Annotated in this window: 18 protein-coding genes; 15 read left to right on the plus strand and 3 right to left on the minus strand. The window is 66.6% G+C overall.

What is annotated here, in order from left to right; genetic code table 11:
• Positions 1–89: 89 nt before the first annotated feature.
• The 7 genes from C5689_RS00210 to C5689_RS00240 are packed head-to-tail and all read left to right on the plus strand — an operon-like array spanning position 90 to position 8,855.
• On the plus strand, positions 90–1,259 hold the full coding sequence (locus tag C5689_RS00210; protein WP_108915264.1) for an isovaleryl-CoA dehydrogenase: 1,170 nt from the start codon (positions 90–92) through the stop codon (positions 1,257–1,259).
• Positions 1,260–1,298: 39 nt separating this feature from the next.
• Positions 1,299–2,906: a carboxyl transferase domain-containing protein gene (locus tag C5689_RS00215; protein WP_108915265.1), complete on the plus strand. Its 1,608-nt coding sequence runs from the start codon at positions 1,299–1,301 to the stop codon at positions 2,904–2,906.
• Positions 2,907–2,914: 8 nt separating this feature from the next.
• Positions 2,915–3,721 carry an enoyl-CoA hydratase-related protein gene (locus C5689_RS00220; protein WP_108915266.1) on the plus strand — a complete coding sequence of 269 codons (807 nt, stop codon included), beginning with the start codon at positions 2,915–2,917 and terminating at the stop codon, positions 3,719–3,721.
• Positions 3,711–5,699, plus strand: coding sequence for an acetyl/propionyl/methylcrotonyl-CoA carboxylase subunit alpha (locus tag C5689_RS00225; protein WP_108915267.1), 1,989 nt, complete (start codon positions 3,711–3,713; stop codon positions 5,697–5,699). Before C5689_RS00220 ends, C5689_RS00225 begins: the two co-directional genes overlap by 11 nt.
• Positions 5,696–6,616: a hydroxymethylglutaryl-CoA lyase gene (locus C5689_RS00230; protein WP_108915268.1), complete on the plus strand. Its 921-nt coding sequence runs from the start codon at positions 5,696–5,698 to the stop codon at positions 6,614–6,616. Before C5689_RS00225 ends, C5689_RS00230 begins: the two co-directional genes overlap by 4 nt.
• Positions 6,613–7,662, plus strand: a complete 1,050-nt coding sequence (locus C5689_RS00235; protein ID WP_108915269.1) for an enoyl-CoA hydratase/isomerase family protein — start codon at positions 6,613–6,615, stop codon at positions 7,660–7,662. Before C5689_RS00230 ends, C5689_RS00235 begins: the two co-directional genes overlap by 4 nt.
• A complete protein-coding gene (locus C5689_RS00240) occupies positions 7,659–8,855 on the plus strand; it encodes an acetyl-CoA C-acyltransferase (protein ID WP_108915270.1) in 1,197 nt (398 codons plus the stop codon). The genes C5689_RS00235 and C5689_RS00240 overlap by 4 nt, the downstream gene beginning before the upstream one ends.
• 3 nt (positions 8,856–8,858) lie before the next feature.
• Here C5689_RS00240 and C5689_RS00245 read toward each other — a convergent pair whose 3' ends face one another.
• Positions 8,859–9,980 (minus strand): Glu/Leu/Phe/Val family dehydrogenase, encoded by a 1,122-nt coding sequence (locus C5689_RS00245; RefSeq protein WP_108915271.1) that lies wholly within the window; start codon positions 9,978–9,980, stop codon positions 8,859–8,861.
• A gap of 150 nt (positions 9,981–10,130) precedes the next feature.
• Between C5689_RS00245 and pdhA the strand changes: the two genes are divergently transcribed.
• The 7 genes from pdhA to C5689_RS00285 all read left to right on the plus strand — a co-directional run bounded on the left by pdhA (position 10,131) and on the right by C5689_RS00285 (position 17,166).
• The gene (pdhA, locus tag C5689_RS00250) at positions 10,131–11,216 is read left to right on the plus strand and encodes a pyruvate dehydrogenase (acetyl-transferring) E1 component subunit alpha (protein WP_108915272.1); all 1,086 of its coding nucleotides are present in this window, start codon (positions 10,131–10,133) and stop codon (positions 11,214–11,216) included.
• Positions 11,209–12,189, plus strand: coding sequence for an alpha-ketoacid dehydrogenase subunit beta (locus tag C5689_RS00255; protein ID WP_108915273.1), 981 nt, complete (start codon positions 11,209–11,211; stop codon positions 12,187–12,189). Before pdhA ends, C5689_RS00255 begins: the two co-directional genes overlap by 8 nt.
• Complete coding sequence (locus tag C5689_RS00260) at positions 12,186–13,310, plus strand: dihydrolipoamide acetyltransferase family protein (protein ID WP_108915274.1); 1,125 nt, start codon at positions 12,186–12,188, stop codon at positions 13,308–13,310. Before C5689_RS00255 ends, C5689_RS00260 begins: the two co-directional genes overlap by 4 nt.
• A 79-nt stretch (positions 13,311–13,389) precedes the next feature.
• Positions 13,390–13,734: an SPW repeat protein gene (locus C5689_RS00265; RefSeq protein ID WP_158271715.1), complete on the plus strand. Its 345-nt coding sequence runs from the start codon at positions 13,390–13,392 to the stop codon at positions 13,732–13,734.
• A 503-nt stretch (positions 13,735–14,237) separates the two neighbouring features.
• Entirely contained in the window at positions 14,238–14,747 is a 510-nt protein-coding gene (locus C5689_RS18670) for a hypothetical protein (RefSeq protein ID WP_174800228.1), read from the plus strand.
• Between the two features lie 232 nt (positions 14,748–14,979).
• Positions 14,980–15,603: a response regulator transcription factor gene (locus tag C5689_RS00280; RefSeq protein ID WP_108915277.1), complete on the plus strand. Its 624-nt coding sequence runs from the start codon at positions 14,980–14,982 to the stop codon at positions 15,601–15,603.
• Positions 15,604–15,609: 6 nt separating this feature from the next.
• Positions 15,610–17,166, plus strand: a complete 1,557-nt coding sequence (locus tag C5689_RS00285) for a RecQ family ATP-dependent DNA helicase (protein ID WP_108915278.1) — start codon at positions 15,610–15,612, stop codon at positions 17,164–17,166.
• 21 nt (positions 17,167–17,187) lie between these two features.
• Here C5689_RS00285 and C5689_RS00290 read toward each other — a convergent pair whose 3' ends face one another.
• On the minus strand, positions 17,188–19,038 hold the full coding sequence (locus C5689_RS00290; RefSeq protein WP_108915585.1) for a cation:proton antiporter domain-containing protein: 1,851 nt from the start codon (positions 19,036–19,038) through the stop codon (positions 17,188–17,190).
• Between the two features lie 205 nt (positions 19,039–19,243).
• Between C5689_RS00290 and C5689_RS00295 the strand changes: the two genes are divergently transcribed.
• Positions 19,244–19,942 (plus strand): glycosyltransferase family protein, encoded by a 699-nt coding sequence (locus C5689_RS00295; RefSeq protein ID WP_108915279.1) that lies wholly within the window; start codon positions 19,244–19,246, stop codon positions 19,940–19,942.
• A 27-nt stretch (positions 19,943–19,969) separates the two neighbouring features.
• On the opposite strand, the gene C5689_RS00300 is transcribed toward C5689_RS00295, so the two are convergent.
• Entirely contained in the window at positions 19,970–20,278 is a 309-nt protein-coding gene (locus tag C5689_RS00300) for a carboxymuconolactone decarboxylase family protein (protein ID WP_108915280.1), read from the minus strand.
• Positions 20,279–20,373 lie beyond the last annotated feature (95 nt).

Below are 20,373 nucleotides of genomic sequence, written 5' to 3' on the forward strand. Positions count from 1 at the left end.
GCAAGGCGACACTCGCCCGCGTTCTCGGTCTTGAAACTGCGCGCCGGCGCCAAATATACGGCCCTATCGCGTCCGGAGGCTCGGGACCGATGCGTCACTGGATTCCTTCGCTCGATTTCGCGCTCGGCGAAACCGCCGATATGTTGCGCGACCAGGTCGAATCTTTCGCAGCGCGAGAAATCGCGCCGCGCGCCGCGACGATCGATCGCGAGAATGATTTCCCTTCCGATCTCTGGCGCAAAATGGGCGCCCTCGGCCTGCTCGGCGTAACCGTCGAGGAGGACTATGGCGGCGCCGGCCTCGGCTATCTCGAGCATGTCGTCATAATGGAGGAGCTGAGCCGCGCTTCCGCTTCCGTCGGCCTCTCCTATGGCGCCCATTCCAATCTTTGCGTCAATCAGCTGCGCCGCAATGGAACGAGCGAGCAGAAGCGCCGCTATTTGCCGAAGCTCGTCTCCGGCGAGCACATCGGCGCCCTCGCAATGTCCGAGCCCGGCGCCGGCTCGGATGTCGTGAATATGTCGATGCGCGCCGAAAAGCGCGGCGATCGCTATGTGCTGAACGGCGACAAGATGTGGGTGACGAATGGTCCCAACGCCGATGTCGTGATCGTCTATGGCAAGACCGACCCCGGCGCCGGCGCGCATGGCATAACGGCTTTCATCATCGAAAAAGGCTTCAAGGGATTCGAACGCGCGCAAAAGCTCGACAAGCTCGGAATGCGCGGCTCCAATACCTGCGAATTGCTGTTCGCCGATTGCGAGGCGCCGGAAGAAAATGTCCTCGGCCTGCCCGAGCGCGGCGTGAATGTGCTGATGAGTGGGCTCGATTACGAGCGCGCCGTGCTCGCCGGCGGCCCCATCGGCATCATGCGCGCCTGCCTCGACATCGTTGTCCCCTATGTGCATGACCGCAAGCAGTTCGGCCAGCCGATCGGCGAATTCCAGATCATGCAGGCCAAGCTCGCCGATATGTATACGACGCTCAACGCCGCGCGCGCCTATGTCTACGCCGTTGCGCGCGCCTGCGACCGTGGACGCACCACCCGCAAGGACGCCGCCGGCGCCATTCTCTTCGCCGCAGAGAGCGCGACGCGCATGGCGCTGGAAGCCATTCAATGCCTCGGCGGCAATGGCTATATCAACGATTATCCCACCGGCCGGCTGCTACGCGACGCCAAGCTCTATGAGATCGGCGCCGGCACCAGCGAAATTCGTCGCATGTTGATCGGTCGTGAGCTCTTCAGCGAGACTGCGTGAAGCTTCGCGGCGGCGTTCGTCGCGACGAGAGAATTGCCAATGCCCGTTTTAGAAACACGATTGGACACGAGCTCCGCGGAATTCGCGGCCAATGCGCAGGCGATGCGCGACCTCGTCGCAGATTTGCGCGCCGAGGCCGCGCGCATCGCCGAGGGCGGCGGCGCGACGGCGCGCGAAAAGCATGTCGCCCGCGGCAAGATGACGGCGCGCGAGCGCATAGACGCGCTCATCGATCCGATGTCGCCCTTTCTGGAGATCGGCCAATTCGCCGCCTATGACCTCTATGATGGAGAGGCGCCATGCGCCGGCGTCGTCGCTGGCGTCGGACGCATTCGCGCGCGCGCCTGCATGATCGTCGCCAATGACGCGACGGTGAAGGGCGGCGCCTATTTTCCGCTGACCGTGAAAAAGCATCTGCGCGCGCAGGAGATCGCCGCGCAGAACCGGCTTCCCTGCCTCTATCTCGTCGATTCGGGCGGCGCCAATCTCCCGCGCCAGGATGAAGTGTTTCCCGATCGCGAGCATTTCGGCCGCATCTTCTATAATCAAGCGCAAATGTCGGCGGCCGGCATCGCGCAAATCGCCATCGTCATGGGCTCCTGCACCGCCGGCGGCGCCTATGTGCCCGCCATGTCCGACGAGACGATCATCGTGCGCGACACCGGAGCCATCTTCCTCGCCGGGCCCCATCTGGTGCGCGCGGCGACGGGCGAAATCGTCAGCGCCGAAGATCTCGGCGGCGCCCGCGTCCATACGCGCCAATCCGGCGTCGCCGATCATTATGCGGAAAACGACGCCCATGCGCTCGGGCTCGCGCGAATGATCGTCGCCGATCTCGGCGCGCCGCCGCAGTCGTCGCTCCAGCGCGACGCGCCGCGCGAACCGATCTATGACGCAACGGAAATCTACGGGCTCGTTCCCGCGGATCGTCGCCGGCAATATGACGCGCGCGAGCTCATCGCACGGCTCGTCGACGCCAGCGAGCTCGACGAATTCAAGAAGCTCTATGGCGAAACGCTCGTCGCCGGCTTCGCGCATATTTGCGGCTATCGCATCGGCGTGCTCGCCAATAATGGCGTGCTATTCGGCGAGAGCGCGCTCAAAGGCGCGCATTTCATCGAGCTCTGCGCGCAACGCGGCATTCCGCTGCTATTCTTGCAAAACGTCACCGGCTTCATGGTCGGCCGCGATTACGAAGCGCGCGGCATCGCCAAAGACGGCGCAAAGCTGGTCACGGCGGTGGCGACCGCAGCCGTGCCGAAATTCACGATCATCGTCGGCGGCAGCTTCGGCGCCGGAAATTACGCAATGTGCGGCCGCGCCTATAGTCCGCGCTTTCTTTGGAGCTGGCCCAATGCGCGCATCTCTGTCATGGGCGGAGACCAAGCCGCGGAAGTGTTGACGCGCGTGCGCAGCGACAGCTACGCCGCCAAAGGACTCGACTGGCCACAGTCGGAGCATGACGCTTACCGAGCGCTTATCCGCGAACAATATGAGCGGCAGGGACATCCCTATTATGCGAGCGCGCGTCTTTGGGACGATGGCGTCATCGACCCGTGCGACACGCGCCGCGTGCTCGCGCTCTGTCTCACGGCGGCGTCCAATGCGCCTCTCGAAGCGACGCGTTTCGGCCTGTTTCGCATGTGAGGCCCGGCATGTCCTTTATCGCTTCATCCCTCGATTCCCGCGGCGTGACGACGCTGACGCTCGCGCGGCCGGAGCGCCGCAACGCTCTCGATTACACGATGACGACGCAGCTCGTCGCCGCTCTGGAGCTGGCCGCGCGTGACGCCGAGACGCGTTTGCTCGTGCTCGCTGGCGAAGGCGCGGCCTTTTGCGCGGGCGGCGACATAGAATGGATGAAGCGCGTCGCCGAAGACACGTCACAGGCCAATGAAGACGACGCGCTTCTGCTGGCGCGCGCGATGCACACGCTCGACTCTCTGCCCAAGCCGACGATCGCCCGCGTCCATGGCGCCGCCTATGGCGGCGGCGTTGGGCTCGTCGCCTGCTGCGATATCGCTTTGGCCGCCGATACGGCGAGCTTTTGCCTGAGCGAGGTGCGGATCGGCCTCACGCCCTCGGTCATTGGCCCTTATGTTCAGCGCGCCATCGGCGCGCGCCAGGCGCGGCGCTATTTCCTCACCGCAGAGACGATCCCTGCCGCTCATGCGCGCGCGCTCGGTCTCGTTCACGAGATCGCGCCGATCGAGGAACTCGATGCGCGCGTCGCCCGAATCACGGACGCGCTACTGCTGGGCGCGCCGGGCGCGCAAGCGGAGGCGAAGGCTTCGACCGCATTGTTCGGCGATGTCGCGATCGATGACGCGCTGATGCGCGCCACCGCGAAGCGAATCGCCGCCCGGCGCGCGTCTCCCGAAGGACAGGAAGGCCTCTCGGCCTTTCTGGAGAAGCGCCCGCCCTCTTGGCGAAGAGATCGGAACGTCGACGATGTTTCGTAAAATCCTCATCGCCAATCGCGGCGAAATCGCCTGCCGGATCATCGCCACCGCCGAACGCTTGGGCGTTTCGACGACGGCCGTCTATTCGGACGTCGACCGGCATATGCTTCATGTGGCGCGCGCGGATGAAGCCTATCCGCTGGGGGCCGCGCCTGCGCGCGAGAGCTATCTCTCGATCGAGAAAATCCTCGCTGTCGCGCAATCTGCGGGCGTCGAGGCCGTGCATCCCGGCTATGGCTTTCTATCGGAAAATGCGCAATTCGCCGAGCGCTGCATCGAGGCCGGCCTCGTCTTCATCGGGCCGACGCCTCTAGCCATGCGCCTCATGGGCTCCAAGGCGCAGGCGCGCTTGACGATGGAGCGCGCCGGCGTGCCGATCGTCCCCGGCTTTCATGACTCGCAGGACACGGCCAGTCTCGTCGAGGCGGCGGCGCGCATCGGCTATCCTGTTCTCGTCAAAGCCTCGGCCGGCGGCGGCGGCAAAGCGATGCGGCTCGTCGCCACGGCGAGCGAGCTGCGCGGGGCGATAGGGAGCGCGCGACGCGAGGCGGCTTCCGCATTCGGCGACGACTCCTTGCTGATCGAAAAGGCGCTCGAGGCGCCGCGTCATGTCGAAGTGCAAATCTTCGGCGATGCGCATGGCGGCCTCGTGGCGTTCCCAGAGCGCGACTGCTCGATCCAGCGCCGTCACCAGAAGATCATGGAGGAGACGCCCGCGCCGGGGCTCTCGACCGAGCTGCGGTCTGCGCTGCGCGAGGCCGCCCTCGCCGCCGGCCGCGCCGTCGCTTACATCGGCGCAGGGACGATCGAGTTCCTCATCATGGGCGAGAGCTTCTATTTTCTCGAGATGAATACGCGGCTGCAAGTCGAGCATCCGATAACCGAAATGATTTCGGGAATCGATCTCGTCGAATGGCAATTGCTGGTGGCGGCCGGCGAGCCTTTGCCGGCGACGCAGGAGAAGATCGCGCTTCAGGGACATGCGATCGAAGCGCGACTCTATGCGGAAGCGCCGGCGCAGGATTTTCTTCCCTCCGTCGGTCGGCTCGATCACTGGCGTACGCCGCGCGAAACCATTTCGATTCGTGTGGAGACGGGCGTGCGCGAGGGCGACGTCGTCACGCCCTTCTACGATCCGCTGCTCGCCAAAATCGTCGCGCAGGGAACGGATCGCGACGCAGCGCGCAGGAGTCTGCTCGCGGCCTTGCGCGCCTGCGAGATCGTCGGCGTGAGCACCAATCTGCTCCTGCTGCGCGCGATTCTCGACAGCGAAGCCTATGAAGCGGCGCGCATCGATACGCAATTTCTGCCGCGCCACCTCGATCTGATCCTCGCGGGAGAAGAGGCCTTGGATGAAGAAGCCGAGACCATCGTCGTTTCCGCAGGGGCCGCGGCCTGGCTCGCCGCTCTTCGCGCAGAATCTGGCGATACGACGCCATGGGATGCGACCGACGGCTGGCGCCTCAATGGCGCGGCGCGGCAGAAGCTCTGCTTTCGTCTCGGCGATCGCGACATTGCAGTCGCGCTCGCGCCGCTGGCGCCGGGCGCCTTTCGGCTCGAGACGCCGAAATCGCATGTCCTCGTCGAATATAAGACGAACCAGCGCCGCATGAGCCTGCGCGTCGACGGTGTCGAGCGAAAGCTCTCCATCATCGAACGCAGGCAAGGCTTCGTCGTCATATCGGATGGACGAAATTTCGAGCTGTCGGTCGTCGATCCGCTCGCGCCGCCGCGCGCGCAGAGTGAAGCCGACGCGGAGCTCACGGCTCCGCTGCCGGGGCGCGTCACCGGTCTCTATGTGGGCGTCGGCGAAAGCGTGAAGAAGGGCGCCCAGTTGCTGACGCTCGAGGCGATGAAGATGGAGATATCATTGTCCGCGCCGCGCGACGGGCGCATATCCTCAATTCGTCCGGCGGTCGGCGACATGGTGAAGCAGGGCGAAGCGCTGGTCGTCTTCGCCGAAGGGAAAGCGACATGACCATTCCAAAGCGCGTGCGCATCGTCGAGGTCGGCCCGCGTGATGGGCTGCAAAACGAAAGCGCGATCGTTTCCGTGGAGGCCAAGGTCGCTTTGATCGAGAAGCTCGCCGCCGCGGGGCTTCGCAATATAGAGGCCGGGAGCTTCGTCTCGGCGCGTCGCGTTCCGCAAATGGCGGAAACCAAAGCCGTGCTCGCGCGGCTGCGGCCGCCGCCGCATGTCCATTTGTCCGTTCTCGTTCCTAATATGCGCGGGCTCGAGGAGGCCATCGCCTGCGGCGTGCGCGGCGTCGCCGTTTTCGCGGCCGCGAGCGAGAGCTTCTCGAAGCGGAATATCGGCTGCGCCATCGCCGAGAGCCTTTCGCGCTATGCGCCGGTGGTCGAAGCGGCGATTGGCGCCGGGCTCGAGGTGCGCGGCTATATATCCTGCGCGCTCGGCTGTCCTTACGAAGGCGATGTCGCCCCGCGCGCCGTCGCCACGCTGGCGTGCGATCTCTGTGCGCTCGGCTGCCATGAGATTTCGCTCGGCGACACGATCGGCGTCGGCGCGCCGCTACAGGCGCGCCGATTGTTGGAAGAGGTCGGCCGCGATATTCGAATGTCGCAGATCGCCGTGCATTTCCATGACAGCTACGGCCAGGCGCTCGCCAATATTTTCGCATCGCTCGAGATGGGCGTCGCGACCATCGACTCTTCTGTCGCAGGCCTCGGCGGCTGTCCATTCGCGCCCGGCGCGAGCGGCAATGTCGCAACCGAGGATGTCGTCTATATGCTGGAGCGCTCCGGCATAGCGACCGGCGTCGATCTCGCCGCGCTCATCGACGCCGGCGTCTTCATTTGCGAAAGGCTCGGCCGGACGACTCGCAGCCGCGCCGCGCTCGCGCTGCTGGAAAAGCGGCGCAAGGACGGCGTCGGATGAATGATATTCTCGTCGCGCGCACGCGCAATGTCGGCTCGATCGCGCTGAATCGGCCCAAGGCTCTCAACAGCCTGACGCTCGACATGGTCCGAGAGTTCAGACGCGCGCTCGATTCATTCGGCGCGGATCGCGAGATCGTCGCAGTGGTGGCGACGGGCGAAGGCCAACGCGGCTTTTGCGCGGGCGGCGACATACGCGCGCTCTATGAGCTGCGCAGCGACGAGCGCAACCTCTATCAGACATTCTGGCGGGAAGAATATGAGCTGAACGCGCGCATCGCCGCCTTTCCCAAGCCTTATGTCGCGGTGATGGACGGAATCGTCATGGGCGGCGGCGTCGGTCTTTCCGCGCATGGAAATTTGCGTATCGTGACCGAGCGCACACGGCTCGCCATGCCGGAAACAGGCATAGGCTTCATTCCCGATGTCGGCGGCTCGTGGCTGCTCACGCGCAATGGCGGCGTCGGTCGTTTCATGGCGCTGTCGGGTGAGACGGTCGGTCCGCATGATGCGATTTTCGCCGGCCTCGCCGACGTGCTCGTCGATTCGGCGTCGCTTCCCGAGCTGCTCGCGCTCCTGCGCGAGATAGGCGACGCCGAGGAGGCGCGGCCGCTGCTGGCGCGCTTTGCGAAATCGAGCGGCCTCGGCGCTCTGTCGCGGCGCGAAGCGCTGCTGCGCCGCGTGATGGCGCATTCGAACGTCGAGCGCATCATCGCCGCGCTGGAGATGGAGGGTTCCGATTTCGCGCGCGAAGCGGCGGCGACGATCTCGAAGCGCTCGCCGACGGCGCTGAAAGCGACGCTGCAGCTGCTGCGCCGCGCCGCCGAAGCTCCCTCTCTCGAGACGTGTCTGCGCCAGGAGTTTCGGACCGCTTGCAATATGCTGTCGACGCATGATCTCTTCGAGGGAATACGCGCCGCCGTCATCGACAAGGACCGCGATCCGCATTGGTCGCCGGCGACGCTCGCGGAAGTGGACGAGGCTTCGGTGAAGGCTCTGCTCGACGGCGGCGCGGCGCCGGAGCTCGCGTTTAGGAGCTGGACATGACGACGAGCGAGAGTACGGATCCCGTCGTCGTCATCGGCGCGGCGCGCACGCCGATCGGCGCAATGCTCGGCGAATTGAAGAGCCTCGAGGCGCCGCAACTCGGCGCTGCCGCTATTCGCGCGGCCGTTGCGCGCGCCGATGCGCCGACAGATCAGATCGACGATGTGCTGATGGGCTGCGTGCTCTCGGCGGGCCTCGGCCAGGCGCCGGCGCGTCAGGCGTCGCTCGCCGCCGGTCTGCCGGAGGCGGCGGGCTGCGTGACGATCAACAAAATGTGCGGCTCCGGCATGAAGGCGGTCGCGCTCGCGCATGATCAATTGCTGGCCGGCAGCGCGCACGCGATCGTCGCCGGCGGCATGGAGAGCATGAGCAATGCGCCTTATCTTCTCGCGCGCGTGCGCGAGGGCTATCGCATGGGTCATAAAAAGCTCGTCGATCATATGTTTCTCGACGGGCTCGAGGACGTCTATGACAAAGGTCGGCCGATGGGCGATTTCGCCGAGGATTGCGCGACGACACATCAATTCACGCGTCTGATGCAGGACGATTATGCGATGCTCTCGCTGACGCGCGCGCAGCAGGCGGCGCGCGAGGGCGCTTTCGATTGGGAGATGGCGCCGATCGAAACGCAGGGTCGCGCGACGGCGACGATCGCGCGCGATGAATTGCCGGCGAAGGCGAAGATCGAGTCGATCGCCGATTTGAAGCCGGCGTTTCGCGATGGCGGCACGGTGACGGCCGCCAATTCTAGCGCCATTTCGGACGGCGCCGCCGCACTGGTGCTGATGCGGCGTAGCCGCGCCGAGCGCGCCGGCCTCACGCCGCTCGCGATCATCCGCGCCCATGCGACTCATGCCGGGCCGCCCAATCTTTTTCCGACAGCGCCGATCCTCGCCATGCGCAAGCTCGCCGAGAGGGCCGGCTGGCCGCTCGCGAGCGTCGATCTCTTCGAGATCAACGAAGCTTTCGCTGTTGTCGTGATGGCCGCCATGCGCGAGCTCGGCCTGCCGCGCGAGAAAGTGAATGTGCATGGCGGCGCCTGCGCGCTCGGCCATCCGATCGGCGCCTCGGGCGCGCGCATCGTGGTCACGCTGCTGGCGGCGCTGCGCAAATATGGGCTGCGGCGCGGCGTCGCCGCACTGTGCATAGGCGGCGGCGAGGCGATCGCGCTGGCGATAGAAGCCGTGAATTGACGTTCAGCGCCAGCGCTGCGTCGCCATCATCTCGCGCAGACGCTCCTGGACCAATGCAGTGGCGGCGTCGCGCAGCGAGACGCGCCCGAGGGATGCGCGCGCGATGATCTCCTGCATGTTGCGGGAGATTTTTTCGTCTATGGCGGCGAAGGCGGCTTTCTCGTCGCCGCCGGCATATTCGACCGATGCGCAGATGACGCCGCCGGCGTTGGCGATGAAATCCGGCGCGCTGACAATGCCGCGCTCGAACATCTCACGCTCCGCCTCTGCGGTCGCCGGAATATTGGCGCCCTGCACCACGAGCTTGCATTGCAGCCGGCCGACATTGTCGGCGCGCAGCACATCCGGCCGCGCGGCGGGGATGAATATATCGCAGGGCGCGGCGAGCAGCGCATCGGGCGCCAGCGCTTCGCCGCGCGCATGGCTGGCGACGCTGGCGCCTTCTCTGCGCAGTTGCGCCAATGCGTCTATATCGAGACCGGCGGCGTCATAGATCGCGCCGCGGCTATCGGAGGCGCCGACCAATATCGCGCCTTTGCGCGAAAGGAATCGCGCCGCATGTCGCCCGACGGCGCCGAAGCCTTCGACGACGACGCGGGCGCCGGCGAGCGTCAGCCCGGCGAAGGGCGCGGCGGCTTCCGCGGCTATGGCGACGCCATAGCCGGTCGCGCCGATTTCATCGAGCGGAATACCGCCGAGCGCGGCGGGCAGTCCGACAGCGCGGCCGATCTCGTCATGCACATAGGCCATACAGGTTTCATTCGTGCCCATGTCGGGCCCCGGAATGTAATCGGTCAGGGGCTCGATCGCCTTGGCGAAGGCGCGAATGAGCTGCTCCTTCTCCTGCGGCGGCATTGCGGGATCACCGAAAATGACGGATTTTCCGCCGCCATGGCGCAGGCCGCAGGCGGCGTTCTTCAACGTCATCGCGCGCGCGAGGCGGAAGCATTCCTCGACGCCGACATCCGGCGCCATGCGCACGCCGCCGATCGCGGGGCCGGCGGCGACATTGTCGATCACGACGATCGCCTCGAGGCCGACGCCGGGCGTGCTGGCATAGACGATTTTCGCCGGACCGAATTCGTCGACGAAGGAGAAAGTGTCAGATTTGAACAACGCGGACATGGACCAAAAACTGGGCGCGAGGCGAGACGCATTCAAGCGCGCGCGGCTTGCGGCGGCAAAAAATTCCGTAGAGGCCAAAAAATTCCCTAGAGCCGATGAAAAGCGCGACGCGGCGCCTTACCTCACTTCGACGAAGCTCGAGGCAGGCCGATGACCATTGGCGTCTCCTTCCAGATCGACTTTCTTCGTTTCCTCTCCGCGGCGGGCGAGCTCGACCCTGCGACCCCGCGCGAAGCGATAGACCCCGAGCTTCTGCTCGGACTCTATCGCGCCATGACGCGCACGCGCGCTTACGATGGCAAAGCCATAGCTCTGCAGCGCACCGGCAAGCTCGGCACTTTCGCTTCCGCTCTGGGGCAGGAGGCAATCGGCGTCGGCATAGGCTCGACCATGCGCAGCGAGGATGTACTCGCGCCATCTTATCGTGACCATGGCGCGCAATTGCTGCGCGGCATGACCATGGTGGAAAATCTCGTCTATTGGGGCGGCGACGAGCGCGGCAGCGATTACGCCGTTCCGCGCAGCGATTTTCCGATCTGCGTTCCCGTCGGCACGCAGATCGCCCATGCGGCGGGCGCGGCCTACGCCTTCGCACTGCGCAAGGAGAAACGCGTCGCGGTGACGATCATCGGCGACGGCGGCGCCTCGACAGGCGATTTCTATTCCGCCTTGAACATGGCCGGCGTCTGGCGCGTTCCGCTCGTCGTCGTCATCAATAATAATCAATGGGCGATCTCGACGCCGCGCGAGCGCGAATCGGCGACGGTGACGCTCGCGCAAAAGGCGGTCGCCGCCGGCGTCGAGGGATGTCAGGTCGACGGCAATGATGTGATCGCCATGCGTCATGTCGCGCGCGCCGCGATAGAGAAGGCGCGCGACGGCGGCGGGCCGACGCTGATCGAGGCGCTCAGCTACAGACTCGGCGATCATACGACGGCCGATGACGCCTCGCGCTATCGCGATGGCGAAATCGTGCGGCGCGAGGCGGAGAAGGAGCCGATCGCACGGCTGCGCAAATATCTCACAGCGCGCGGATTGTGGAGCGAGGAGCAGGAGAAGGCGCTCGCGAAGGATTGCGCAGACGAAGTGGAGCGCGCCGTCGCCGCCTATCTGGCGACGCCGCCGCAAGAATTCTCGGCGATGTTCGATCATCTCTTCGAGCATCTGCCGGAGTCGATGCGCGATCAATATGAGGAGGCGCGGCGTTTCGCTCCGAAGGGAGGCGGCAATGGCTGAGCTCACTCTCGTCGAAGCGGTCAATCGCGCGCTGGCGCATGAGCTCGAACATGACCCCGCCGTGCTGCTGCTCGGCGAGGACATAGGCGTCAATGGCGGCGTGTTTCGCGCCACGCTCGGCTTGCAGCAGCGTTTCGGCTCGGCGCGCGTCATCGATACGCCGCTCGCCGAGGCGGCCATCGCGGGCGTCGCCGTCGGCATGGCGGCGATGGGGCTGAAGCCGGTGATGGAGATTCAATTCAGCGGCTTCATCTATCCGGCGATGGATCAGCTCATCAATCACGCCTCGCGCCTGCGCAATCGCACGCGCGGTCGGCTCACCTGCCCCATGGTCTTGCGCGCGCCAAATGGCGCCGGCATTCATGCGCCCGAGCATCATTCGGAAAGTCCCGAGGCCATGCTCGCGCATACGCCGGGCTTGCGCGTCGTCATTCCGTCTTCGCCCGCACGCGCCTATGGATTGCTGCTCGCCGCGATACGCGATCCCGATCCGGTCGTCTTCCTCGAGCCGACGCGGCTCTATCGCCTCTTCAAGCAAGAGGTGATCGACGATGGCGAGCCCCTGCCGCTCGACACATGCTTCGTCTCGCGCGAAGGACGCGACGTCACGCTCGTCGCCTGGGGCGGCATGTTGCACGAGGCGCTCGCGGCCGCCGAGAGTCTCGCGAGCGAGGGCGTCGATTGCGAGGTCGTCGACGTCGCGACGCTGAAGCCGCTCGACGCCGAGACGATTCTTCGTTCGGTCGAGAAGACAGGCCGCTGCGTCATCGTGCAGGAGGCCGCGCGCACCGCCGGCTTCGGCGCCGAGATCGCCGCCATAATCGCCGAGCGCGGATTGTATTTTCTGCAAGCGCCGGTGAGGCGCGTCACCGGCTATGACGTCGTCATGCCGCTGGCGCGGCTCGAGGGACAATATTTGCCGAGCGTCGCGCGCATCGCCGACGCCGTGCGCAAGACGATGGAGGCGGAATGAGCGTCTTCAAGCTTCCCGATCTCGGCGAGGGCCTGCAAGAGGCCGAGCTGGTGCAATGGCATGTCGCGCCGGGCGAGGATGTCGCCGTCGATCAGCCGCTCGTCTCCGTCGAGACGGCCAAGGCGGTGGTCGAGATTCCTTCGCCGCAAGCCGGACGCATAGAAAAGCTGTTCGCGCAGGCAGGCGAGATCATCCGCATCGGCGGGCCGCTCATCGCTTTCGTCGGCGACGGCGAAGCGCCGCAGCAGGCGCGAGAGGACAAGGGAACCGTCGTCGGCGCGATGGAGACGAGCGGCCGCGTGCTGCAAGAGGGCGCGGCGCCGCTCGGCCGCAACGGCGCCGGCCTGCGCGCGACGCCGGCGGTGCGCGCGCTGGCGCGACGGCTCGATGTCGATCTTGCGATGGTGACGCCCTCCGGCGCCGATGGGGTCATCACCGCGGCCGATGTGCAGCGCGTGGCGCGCATATTGTCGGAGGCGGCGCCGGCCGAGCCTCTGCGCGGATTTCGTCGCGCCATGGCGCAGAATATGGCGCAGGCGCAGGCCGAGGTGGCGGCCGCGACCGTCGTCGACGACGCCGACATAGAGGCTTGGGGCCAGGGCGAGGATACGACATTGCGGCTCATTCGCGCGCTCGTCGCCGGCTGCCGCGTCGAGCCGGGGCTCAACGCCTGGTTCGAATCCCATGCGCTGGCGCGGCGCGTGCTCGCCAAGGTCGATCTTGGCATCGCCGTCGATTCCGCCGAGGGCGGGCTGTTCGTGCCCGTGCTGCGCAATGTCGCCGAGCGCGATCCTTCCGATCTGCGCGCCGGGCTGAACAAAATGCGCGCCGACATCGACTCGCGCCGCATTCCGCCGGACGAATTGCGCGGCGCCACCATCACCCTCTCCAATTTCGGCATGATCGCGGGGCGCTACGCCGCGCCCATCGTGCTGCCGCCGACCGTCGCCATTCTGGGCGCGGGGCGCATTCGCCGCGCGATCGTAGCCGATGACGAGGGCCGTCCCGTCGCGCGGCGCATGTTGCCGCTGAGCCTCACTTTCGACCATCGCGTCGTCACCGGGGGCGAGGCGGCGCGTTTCCTCGGCGCCGTCATCGCCGATCTCGGGAGCCCCGTCTGAGCGACCGCTTGAAGGCGGGGCCGCCCGACGCCATATGCGCCGCTCATCGTCCAAAGGCTGGGCGGGCGGGAAGGCATCCATGCCGACGCAGCGCATCTCTCACACTCCCGATTGGAGCAGCCTCGCCGTCGCGGCGATATTGCTGCTCGCGCCCTGGATCCTCCACTACACGAGCTGGATGGCGACGCTGGCGACGAGCTTCTCGGCCGTCATCCTGCTGGCGCTTTCGGCCGTCGCTTTCGCGGAGCTCGACGACAGCGAAGCGCCCGAATATCTCATCGTCGGCGTGTGGCTCGTGATCTCGCCCTGGATGCTGGGCTTTTGGCCCGACACGCGGGCGCTGCTCGTGCATCTCCTATTCGGCGGCGGACTCGTCGCCTATGTCGCTTGGGAAATCTGGGGCGTCTCCGCCTTTCGCGATTAGACTCGGGCCATTCCCGGCGAGCGTCGCCTTCAGCGCGCGGCTCGAATAGATCGAATTTGAATAGATTTGTAGTATATTGGACCGATAAATGAATAGAGTTTTCTGTTCTTTCGTCCAACATCGCAGAAAAGCGCTCCGGACGCGCCTTGCAGCCCCCATTCAACATATTGAAAAATAATACGTTTGCTCGTAGCCCGCGGCGCGTGCGCGGCGTATAAGTACATGTCCTAATTTTGGTTTTGCCGAGCAACAAGTATTGACGATCTACAAGGCCTGCCGCGATCCGGCCGACCAGGGAGATTTGGCGCAGATGACATCCATCCATCAATTTTATCTCCGTACGCAACCGATCAATTTGAAGCAATTCTTCCGGCGTCTCGTCTATTGCGATCCGCTCGTCCGGTCCCTTTGCCCATTCGCCGACAGCCGCGCATCGTTTGTCGCCGGCTGACCGCATCTCCATCGAACTGTAACGAGTTTGCGTAACGCGTAAGGAGCGTCCCATGATTACCGTGTCGCAATGCGCGGCCCAGGCGGGCCTGGCTTCACACGAGCTGGTTCTCGGCGCCAGCCCCTCTCCCGAGCATGACGCGCTGCTCGAGAGCTATCTGCTCAACGGCCATCGCGGACTTTCCGCCGTGCGCGAGATGATCGTCGCGGATCTGCGCGGCTTTCTCGATCTCGGCGTGACCGCGCGCGCCGCCGATCTCATGATCGTGCTGCGGCTGCTGCTCACCGCCCATCCGGAGGCCGGCATCGTCGCCCGTCCGCGTGCCGCCGAGGCGACCTTCGAGGCCGCTCTGCTCGGCCATTACCTCGACGTCCGGCGCGGTTGCGCCTCCGGCGGCGGGGCTTTGCGCGAGCCGGGAGTGGTGCTCTCCTTCGCGCGGGAGTCCGCGCGCGAAGGACGCCGGCGCTCTTCGCGGGGCGAGTCGGCGGAGCCGCTGCGAGGCGGCGAGCCGATCATCGCCCGCTTCGGCTCGCGCCTATTCTATCAGCGGGGCGAGCGCTGACCGCGCCGCCGCCCTCTTCGTCGATTTTCGTCGGCGCTCCGGACCAGAGATGTGACCAGAGGCCCGGGGCTATTGCCAATCGGCCCGCCGCATAGGATCATCCCGGCTCGACAGCGCCTGTCGGGGCGCAGAACCGCCCGGGTGGTCGGACCCTATTCTCGATGCGACCGAACGGTTTTTTCGATCTCGGCTTTTCAGGCGACGGCCGGTCTCGGCGCGGCGGAGGCCGGCTATGACGAGCGCGCCGGCCATCGTTCATATCGTCGACGATGACGCCGCCGTCCGCGATTCCCTGAAGCTTCTCTTGAAGACGGAAGATTTCGACGTGCGCGCCCACGCCTCCGCGCGCGATTTTCTGGCGAGCGTCGGCCGGGGCGAAGGCGGCTGCGTCGTCACCGACGTGCGTATGCCGGAGATCAGCGGATTGGAGCTGCTCGCGGAGATCGAGGCCCGCGGCCTCGATCTGCCGGTCATCGTCATCACCGCCCATGCCGATGTGACGCTCGCTGTCCAGGCGATGAAGGCCGGCGCCGTCGATCTGCTCGAGAAGCCTTTCGACGACGAGTCTCTGCTCGACTCCGTGCGCCACGCTCTGGGCGGACGCGGCGGAGCCGGGGGCCTCGGCTCCGAGGCCGCGGCCGCGCGCGATCGTCTGGCGAGCCTCACCTCGCGCGAGCGCGAGGTGCTGGTCGGCGTGCTCGACGGCCGGCCCAACAAGATCATCGCCCATGAGCTCGGCATCAGCGTGCGCACGGTGGAGGTCCATCGCGCCCGGCTGATGGTGAAAATGCGCGCCAAGAGCCTCTCGGAGCTGGCGCGCATTTCGGTGCTCGTCCCGCGCGCCGCGTCGATCTGAGCCGCCTTGCGCCGCGCTCCCGCCGATCTGCACGAAGCGCGGCGCATTCTGCGCGCACGCTTCGGCCATGACGATTTTCTTCCCGGCCAGGAGGCGGCGGTCGCCGCTCTGCTCGAGGGGCGCGACGTCCTCGCGGTGATGCCGACAGGCGCGGGCAAATCGCTGCTCTATCAATTGCCGGCGGCGATGGGGATCGCCCCGGCGGTCGTCGTCTCGCCGCTCATCTCGCTGATGCGCGATCAATTGCGCGGCCTCGAGCGCTCGGGCGTCGCCGCGGTCGCGCTCCACTCGGGAGAGAGCGAGGAGGATTATGGCGAAGCCGTCGCCGCCATAGCGGACCGACGGGCGCGGCTCGTCTATCTCGCGCCGGAGCGCCTCGCCAAAGACGGAACCATCGAGCTTCTGCGCGGCGCCGGAGTCGCGCTGCTCGCGGTGGACGAGGCGCATTGCGTCTCGCATTGGGGTCACGAATTTCGGCCCGATTACGCCCGTCTCGGCGCGATCGCCGCGCGGCTCGGCGCGCCGGTGCTGGCGGTGACGGCGACCGCCGGCCCGCGCACGCGCGCCGACATCATCGCCAGCCTGTTCGCGCGCGAGCCGGAGGTTTTCGTCTCCTCCTTCTCGCGGCCCAATCTGCGCCTCTCCTTCGCTCCCCGCGGCGATGCGCTGGGGCGGCTGACGCGCTTCCTGCGCCGGCGAGAGGGCGAGAGCGGGGTCGTCTATGTGAATTCGCGCCGCAAGGCCGACGCTATGGCGGCGACGCTGCGCCGGCTCGGCTTCGACGCGCTCGCCTATCACGCCGGCCTCGATGCGGCGACGCGCGCGGCGCATCAGGACGCTTTCTTCGAGCGCGCCGGCGTCACCATGGTCGCGACCATCGCCTTTGGCATGGGCGTCGACAAAAAAGACCTGCGCTTCGTTTTCCACGCCGATACGCCAGATTCGATCGAGGCCTATTATCAGGAGATCGGCCGCGCCGGCCGCGACGGCCTGCCCGCCGACGCGCTCGCCCTTTTCGATCCGCGCGAGCTCGCCGGCCGCTTCGGCTTCGCGCCGCCCGCCGACGATCCCATCGCTTTGGGAGAGACGGAGCGCCGTCGCGCCATGGCCCGGCTCTGCCTCACCCCCTCCTGCCGCTTCCAGACGCTGCTCGCCGCCTTCGGCGAGGAGAGCGGCCGCTGCGGCCGTTGCGACAATTGCCGCGGCGGCCTGCTGGCGCTGCCGCGCCGCGCCGGGCAGGTGACGCTCGGCTGGCGCGTGGCGGCGCTCGCGCGTTTCTCCGGCGCCAACTCCGAGAGCCTGGACGAGCCGGAGGAGACGCCTATCCCCGCCGTGGCGCCGGGCCTCTCCGTCGAGCCGACAGAGGAGCGGCTCAGCGTGGCCGAGGAGCGGCTCTTTCGCGAGTTGATCCGGCTGCGTCTCGATATCGCCAAGCGCCGCCGTCTCGCTCCGCGCGCGGTGGCGAGCGACGCCGTGTTGCGGCGTCTGGCCGTCACCCGGACGCTCGATGGCGAGAGCGTCATCGCGGCGGAGGAGTTCTTGCGCGCGATCGCGGAAGATTGAGCCCGGGATTTGGACGCGTCGCTACGCTTCGTCTTCCAGCCCTTGCGCCGGCCGCGCGCGCCGCTTCTTCAGTTCCAGAAGCCGGGTCGAGGCGCGATCGGCGCGCTGGCGCGCCGCCTCGCCGGTCGGCTGCAAAAGCTTGCGATATTCGTCGCGCTTCTCGTGAATGGAGGCGATCACATAGCCCATGGGCACGCCGACATCGACGAGCACCGTCTCGGCGAGTTGCAGGCTCGCCTCGATCGTCTCCGGTATCGCGTCGCTGGCGCCGAGCTCATAGAGATCCGTGGCGTGCCAGGCGTCGCGAGCGCGCGCGACGATCGTCAGATCGGCGCGCTCCTGATGGGCGAGGCGCACGATCTCCTGCGCCGCCTGCGGATTTTCCACCGTCACCACCAGAGCGCGCGCCTGCGCCACGCCGAGCAGCACGAGAAACTCGCGCCTCATGCAATTGCCCCAGCAGATATCGACGCCCTTGTCACGCGTCTGCGCGACGAGATTGACGTCATTGTCCACGGCGACGAAAGGAATCTCGTGGCGGCCGAGCATATCGCCGATGAGCGCGCCGACGCGCCCATAGCCGACGATGACCACTTTGCCGGCGGCGACATCGCCTTCCGGCGCGAGATGCGCGAATTCGGCCTCGTCGTCTTGCAGACGGCGGCCGGGATTGAGCCATTCGCCGAGCCGCGCCAGCGCCGGCAGCGCGAACAGGCCGAGCGTCACGGCGAGCATCGCGTCGGCGCCGAGATTCCTCGGCAGCACGCCGGAGGCGATGGCCGCGCCGCCGAGAATAAAGGCGAATTCGCCGCCGGGCGCGAGCAGCAGCGCCACTTCCGCCGCTATGCGCGGACGCATCCGAAACGCGCGGCCGAGCAGAAAGACGACGAGCGTCTTGATCGCGATCACGCCTATGGCGATGACGAGCACCTGCGGCAAATCTTCGATCACGCGATCGAAATCGAGCCCGGCGCCGACGGAGACGAAGAAGAGGCCGAGCAGCAGTCCTTTGAACGGCTCTATCGTCACCTCGATCTCGCGGCGATATTCCGTCTCGGCGAGCAGCAGGCCGGCGATGAAGGCGCCCATGCCCATCGAAAAGCCCGCCGCCGCGCTGGCGACGCCGGCGCCGATAATGACCAGCAGACTCGTCGCGGTGAAGAGCTCGATCGATTGCGCCGCCGCGACGAGATGGAACAAAGGCCGCAGCAAAAGGCGGCCGCCGACGATGAGCGCGGCCATGGCCGCGAGCGCCGGCAGAAAGGCGAGCAGCGCCTTCAGCCCTTCGGTCTCGGCATGGGGCTCGGAGAGAAAGGAGATGAGGAACAAGAGCGGCGCGACCATCAGATCCTGCAGCAGCAGCACCGAAAAAGCGGCGCGGCCGGCGGCGCGATTGAGGCGCCGGCGCTCGGCGAGCAGAGGAATGACGATCGCCGTGGACGACATTGCGAGAGCCGCGCCCAGCAGCGCCGCGGGAGCCGGGCCGAGCCCGGCCCAGAACACGCCCGCCGCCGCCATCGCGCCGCCGCAGAGAACGACTTGCGACAGGCCGAGCCCGAAGACGAGCAGCCGCATCCGCGCGAGGCGCTCCCAGGAGAGCTCGAGGCCGATCATGAACAAGAGAAAGACAAGGCCGAATTCGGCGATTTTGGCGACGCCCTCGAGATCGCTCAGCGCGATGGCGGAGAGAAATTCGTGACGCTCCGCGAGTTTGCCGAGGCCGAAGGGCCCGAGCGCCGCGCCGGCCAGCAGAAAGCCGATGATGGGGCTGACGCGCAATCGATGAAACAGCGGCGCGACGACGCCCGCCGTGCCCAAAAACAGCAGAGCCTCGCGATATTCGCCCCACTGGAACGCAGCAGTCCCCGACATCGCCATCCTTTCCGCATCGCGGCGCGCGCTCCGCGCCGATTCGCGGTTCAGCATAAGGGCTCCGGCGCCCGCTTATGAAGCCGATTTACGCGGCGAGAGCTTCGCGTCGCGACGAACCTGTCGGCGACATGGCGCATCGCTTGCTTTTGCTGCGTGCGGAAAGGCCGCTGTGGGCGGCTGCGCTCTGCGATGAAAGGCGGCGTTCATGAACGTCCTCGCCATTATTTCCGCTACGACGATGCAGGACGGCCGCGAGACCGGCGCGCTGGCGCCGCTCGCCGGCGGGCCTCTGCTCGGGCGGCTGCTCGATCGATTGACCCATGCGGAAAAACTCGTCGGAATCGTCGTGACCACCAGCGACGAGCCGGAAGACGCGCCGATTCGCGATTTTTGCGCCGCGCGTGGAACGCCCTGCCAGACCGGCGGGCGCGACGATCTCATCGGCCGCCAGCTCGCGGCGATGGCGGCGGCGGGCGCCAAGGGCGGGATTTCGCTCGACGCCCGCAATCCGCTGATCGATCCGGCGCTCGTCACGCAAGTCGCCGATCTGTTGCAAATGACCGATGGAATGCTGGATTGGATCGGCAATACGCTGGCGCCGGCCTATCCGCGCGGCATGGAGATCGACGGCTTCACCGCCGCGGCGCTGACCGAGGCGGAAAAGCGCTGCGGCGAGCCGGAGCAGCGTCGCCGCGGCCCCGCCTTTCTGCGCGAGAACAGCCGCATCTATCGCCCGCTGAGCCTGAAAGCCCCGGCGGAGGTCGCGCGGCCCGATCTGCGGCTCGGGCTCGAGAGCCTCGCCGATCTGCCGCGCCTGGAGGCGATCTTTCAGAGCTTTGCGGGCCGCACCGATTTCACTCTGGCGGAAATAATCGCCGCGGCCGATCGGCTCGCGGCGCAATGAGCTCGGGCGAAATCTGTCGGGAAAGACTCACTCCATGCCGGCGATATGCGTCCCATGGGTGACGGCGGCGCCGGCGCGCAGCGCGGCGGCGATGAAGACGGTCTCGGCGAGCTCGGCCTCGGTCGCGCCGGCGGCGATCGCCTGCTTGCGATGGATTTCGAGGCAATAGGGGCATTGCGTCGTCATGGCCACGGCGAGGGCGATCAGCTCCTTGTATTTCTTGGGGATGGCGCCCTCGGCCATGGCCGCCGCGTCGAATTGCTTGAACGCCTCCCAGGCCGTGGGCGCCGATTCGCCGACCGCTTTCAGCCGCTTCACATTCTGCATGTCGTACATGGCCTTCCCTCCTTGCGATGAGCGCTTACCTATCAGATGATAGGTGAACCATGCGCCATTGACGAAGGGCCTGTCAATGGCGCTTCCTCTCCGAG

This window comes from Methylosinus sporium (genome assembly GCF_003113265.1).
Lineage (GTDB): Bacteria > Pseudomonadota > Alphaproteobacteria > Rhizobiales > Beijerinckiaceae > Methylosinus > Methylosinus sporium.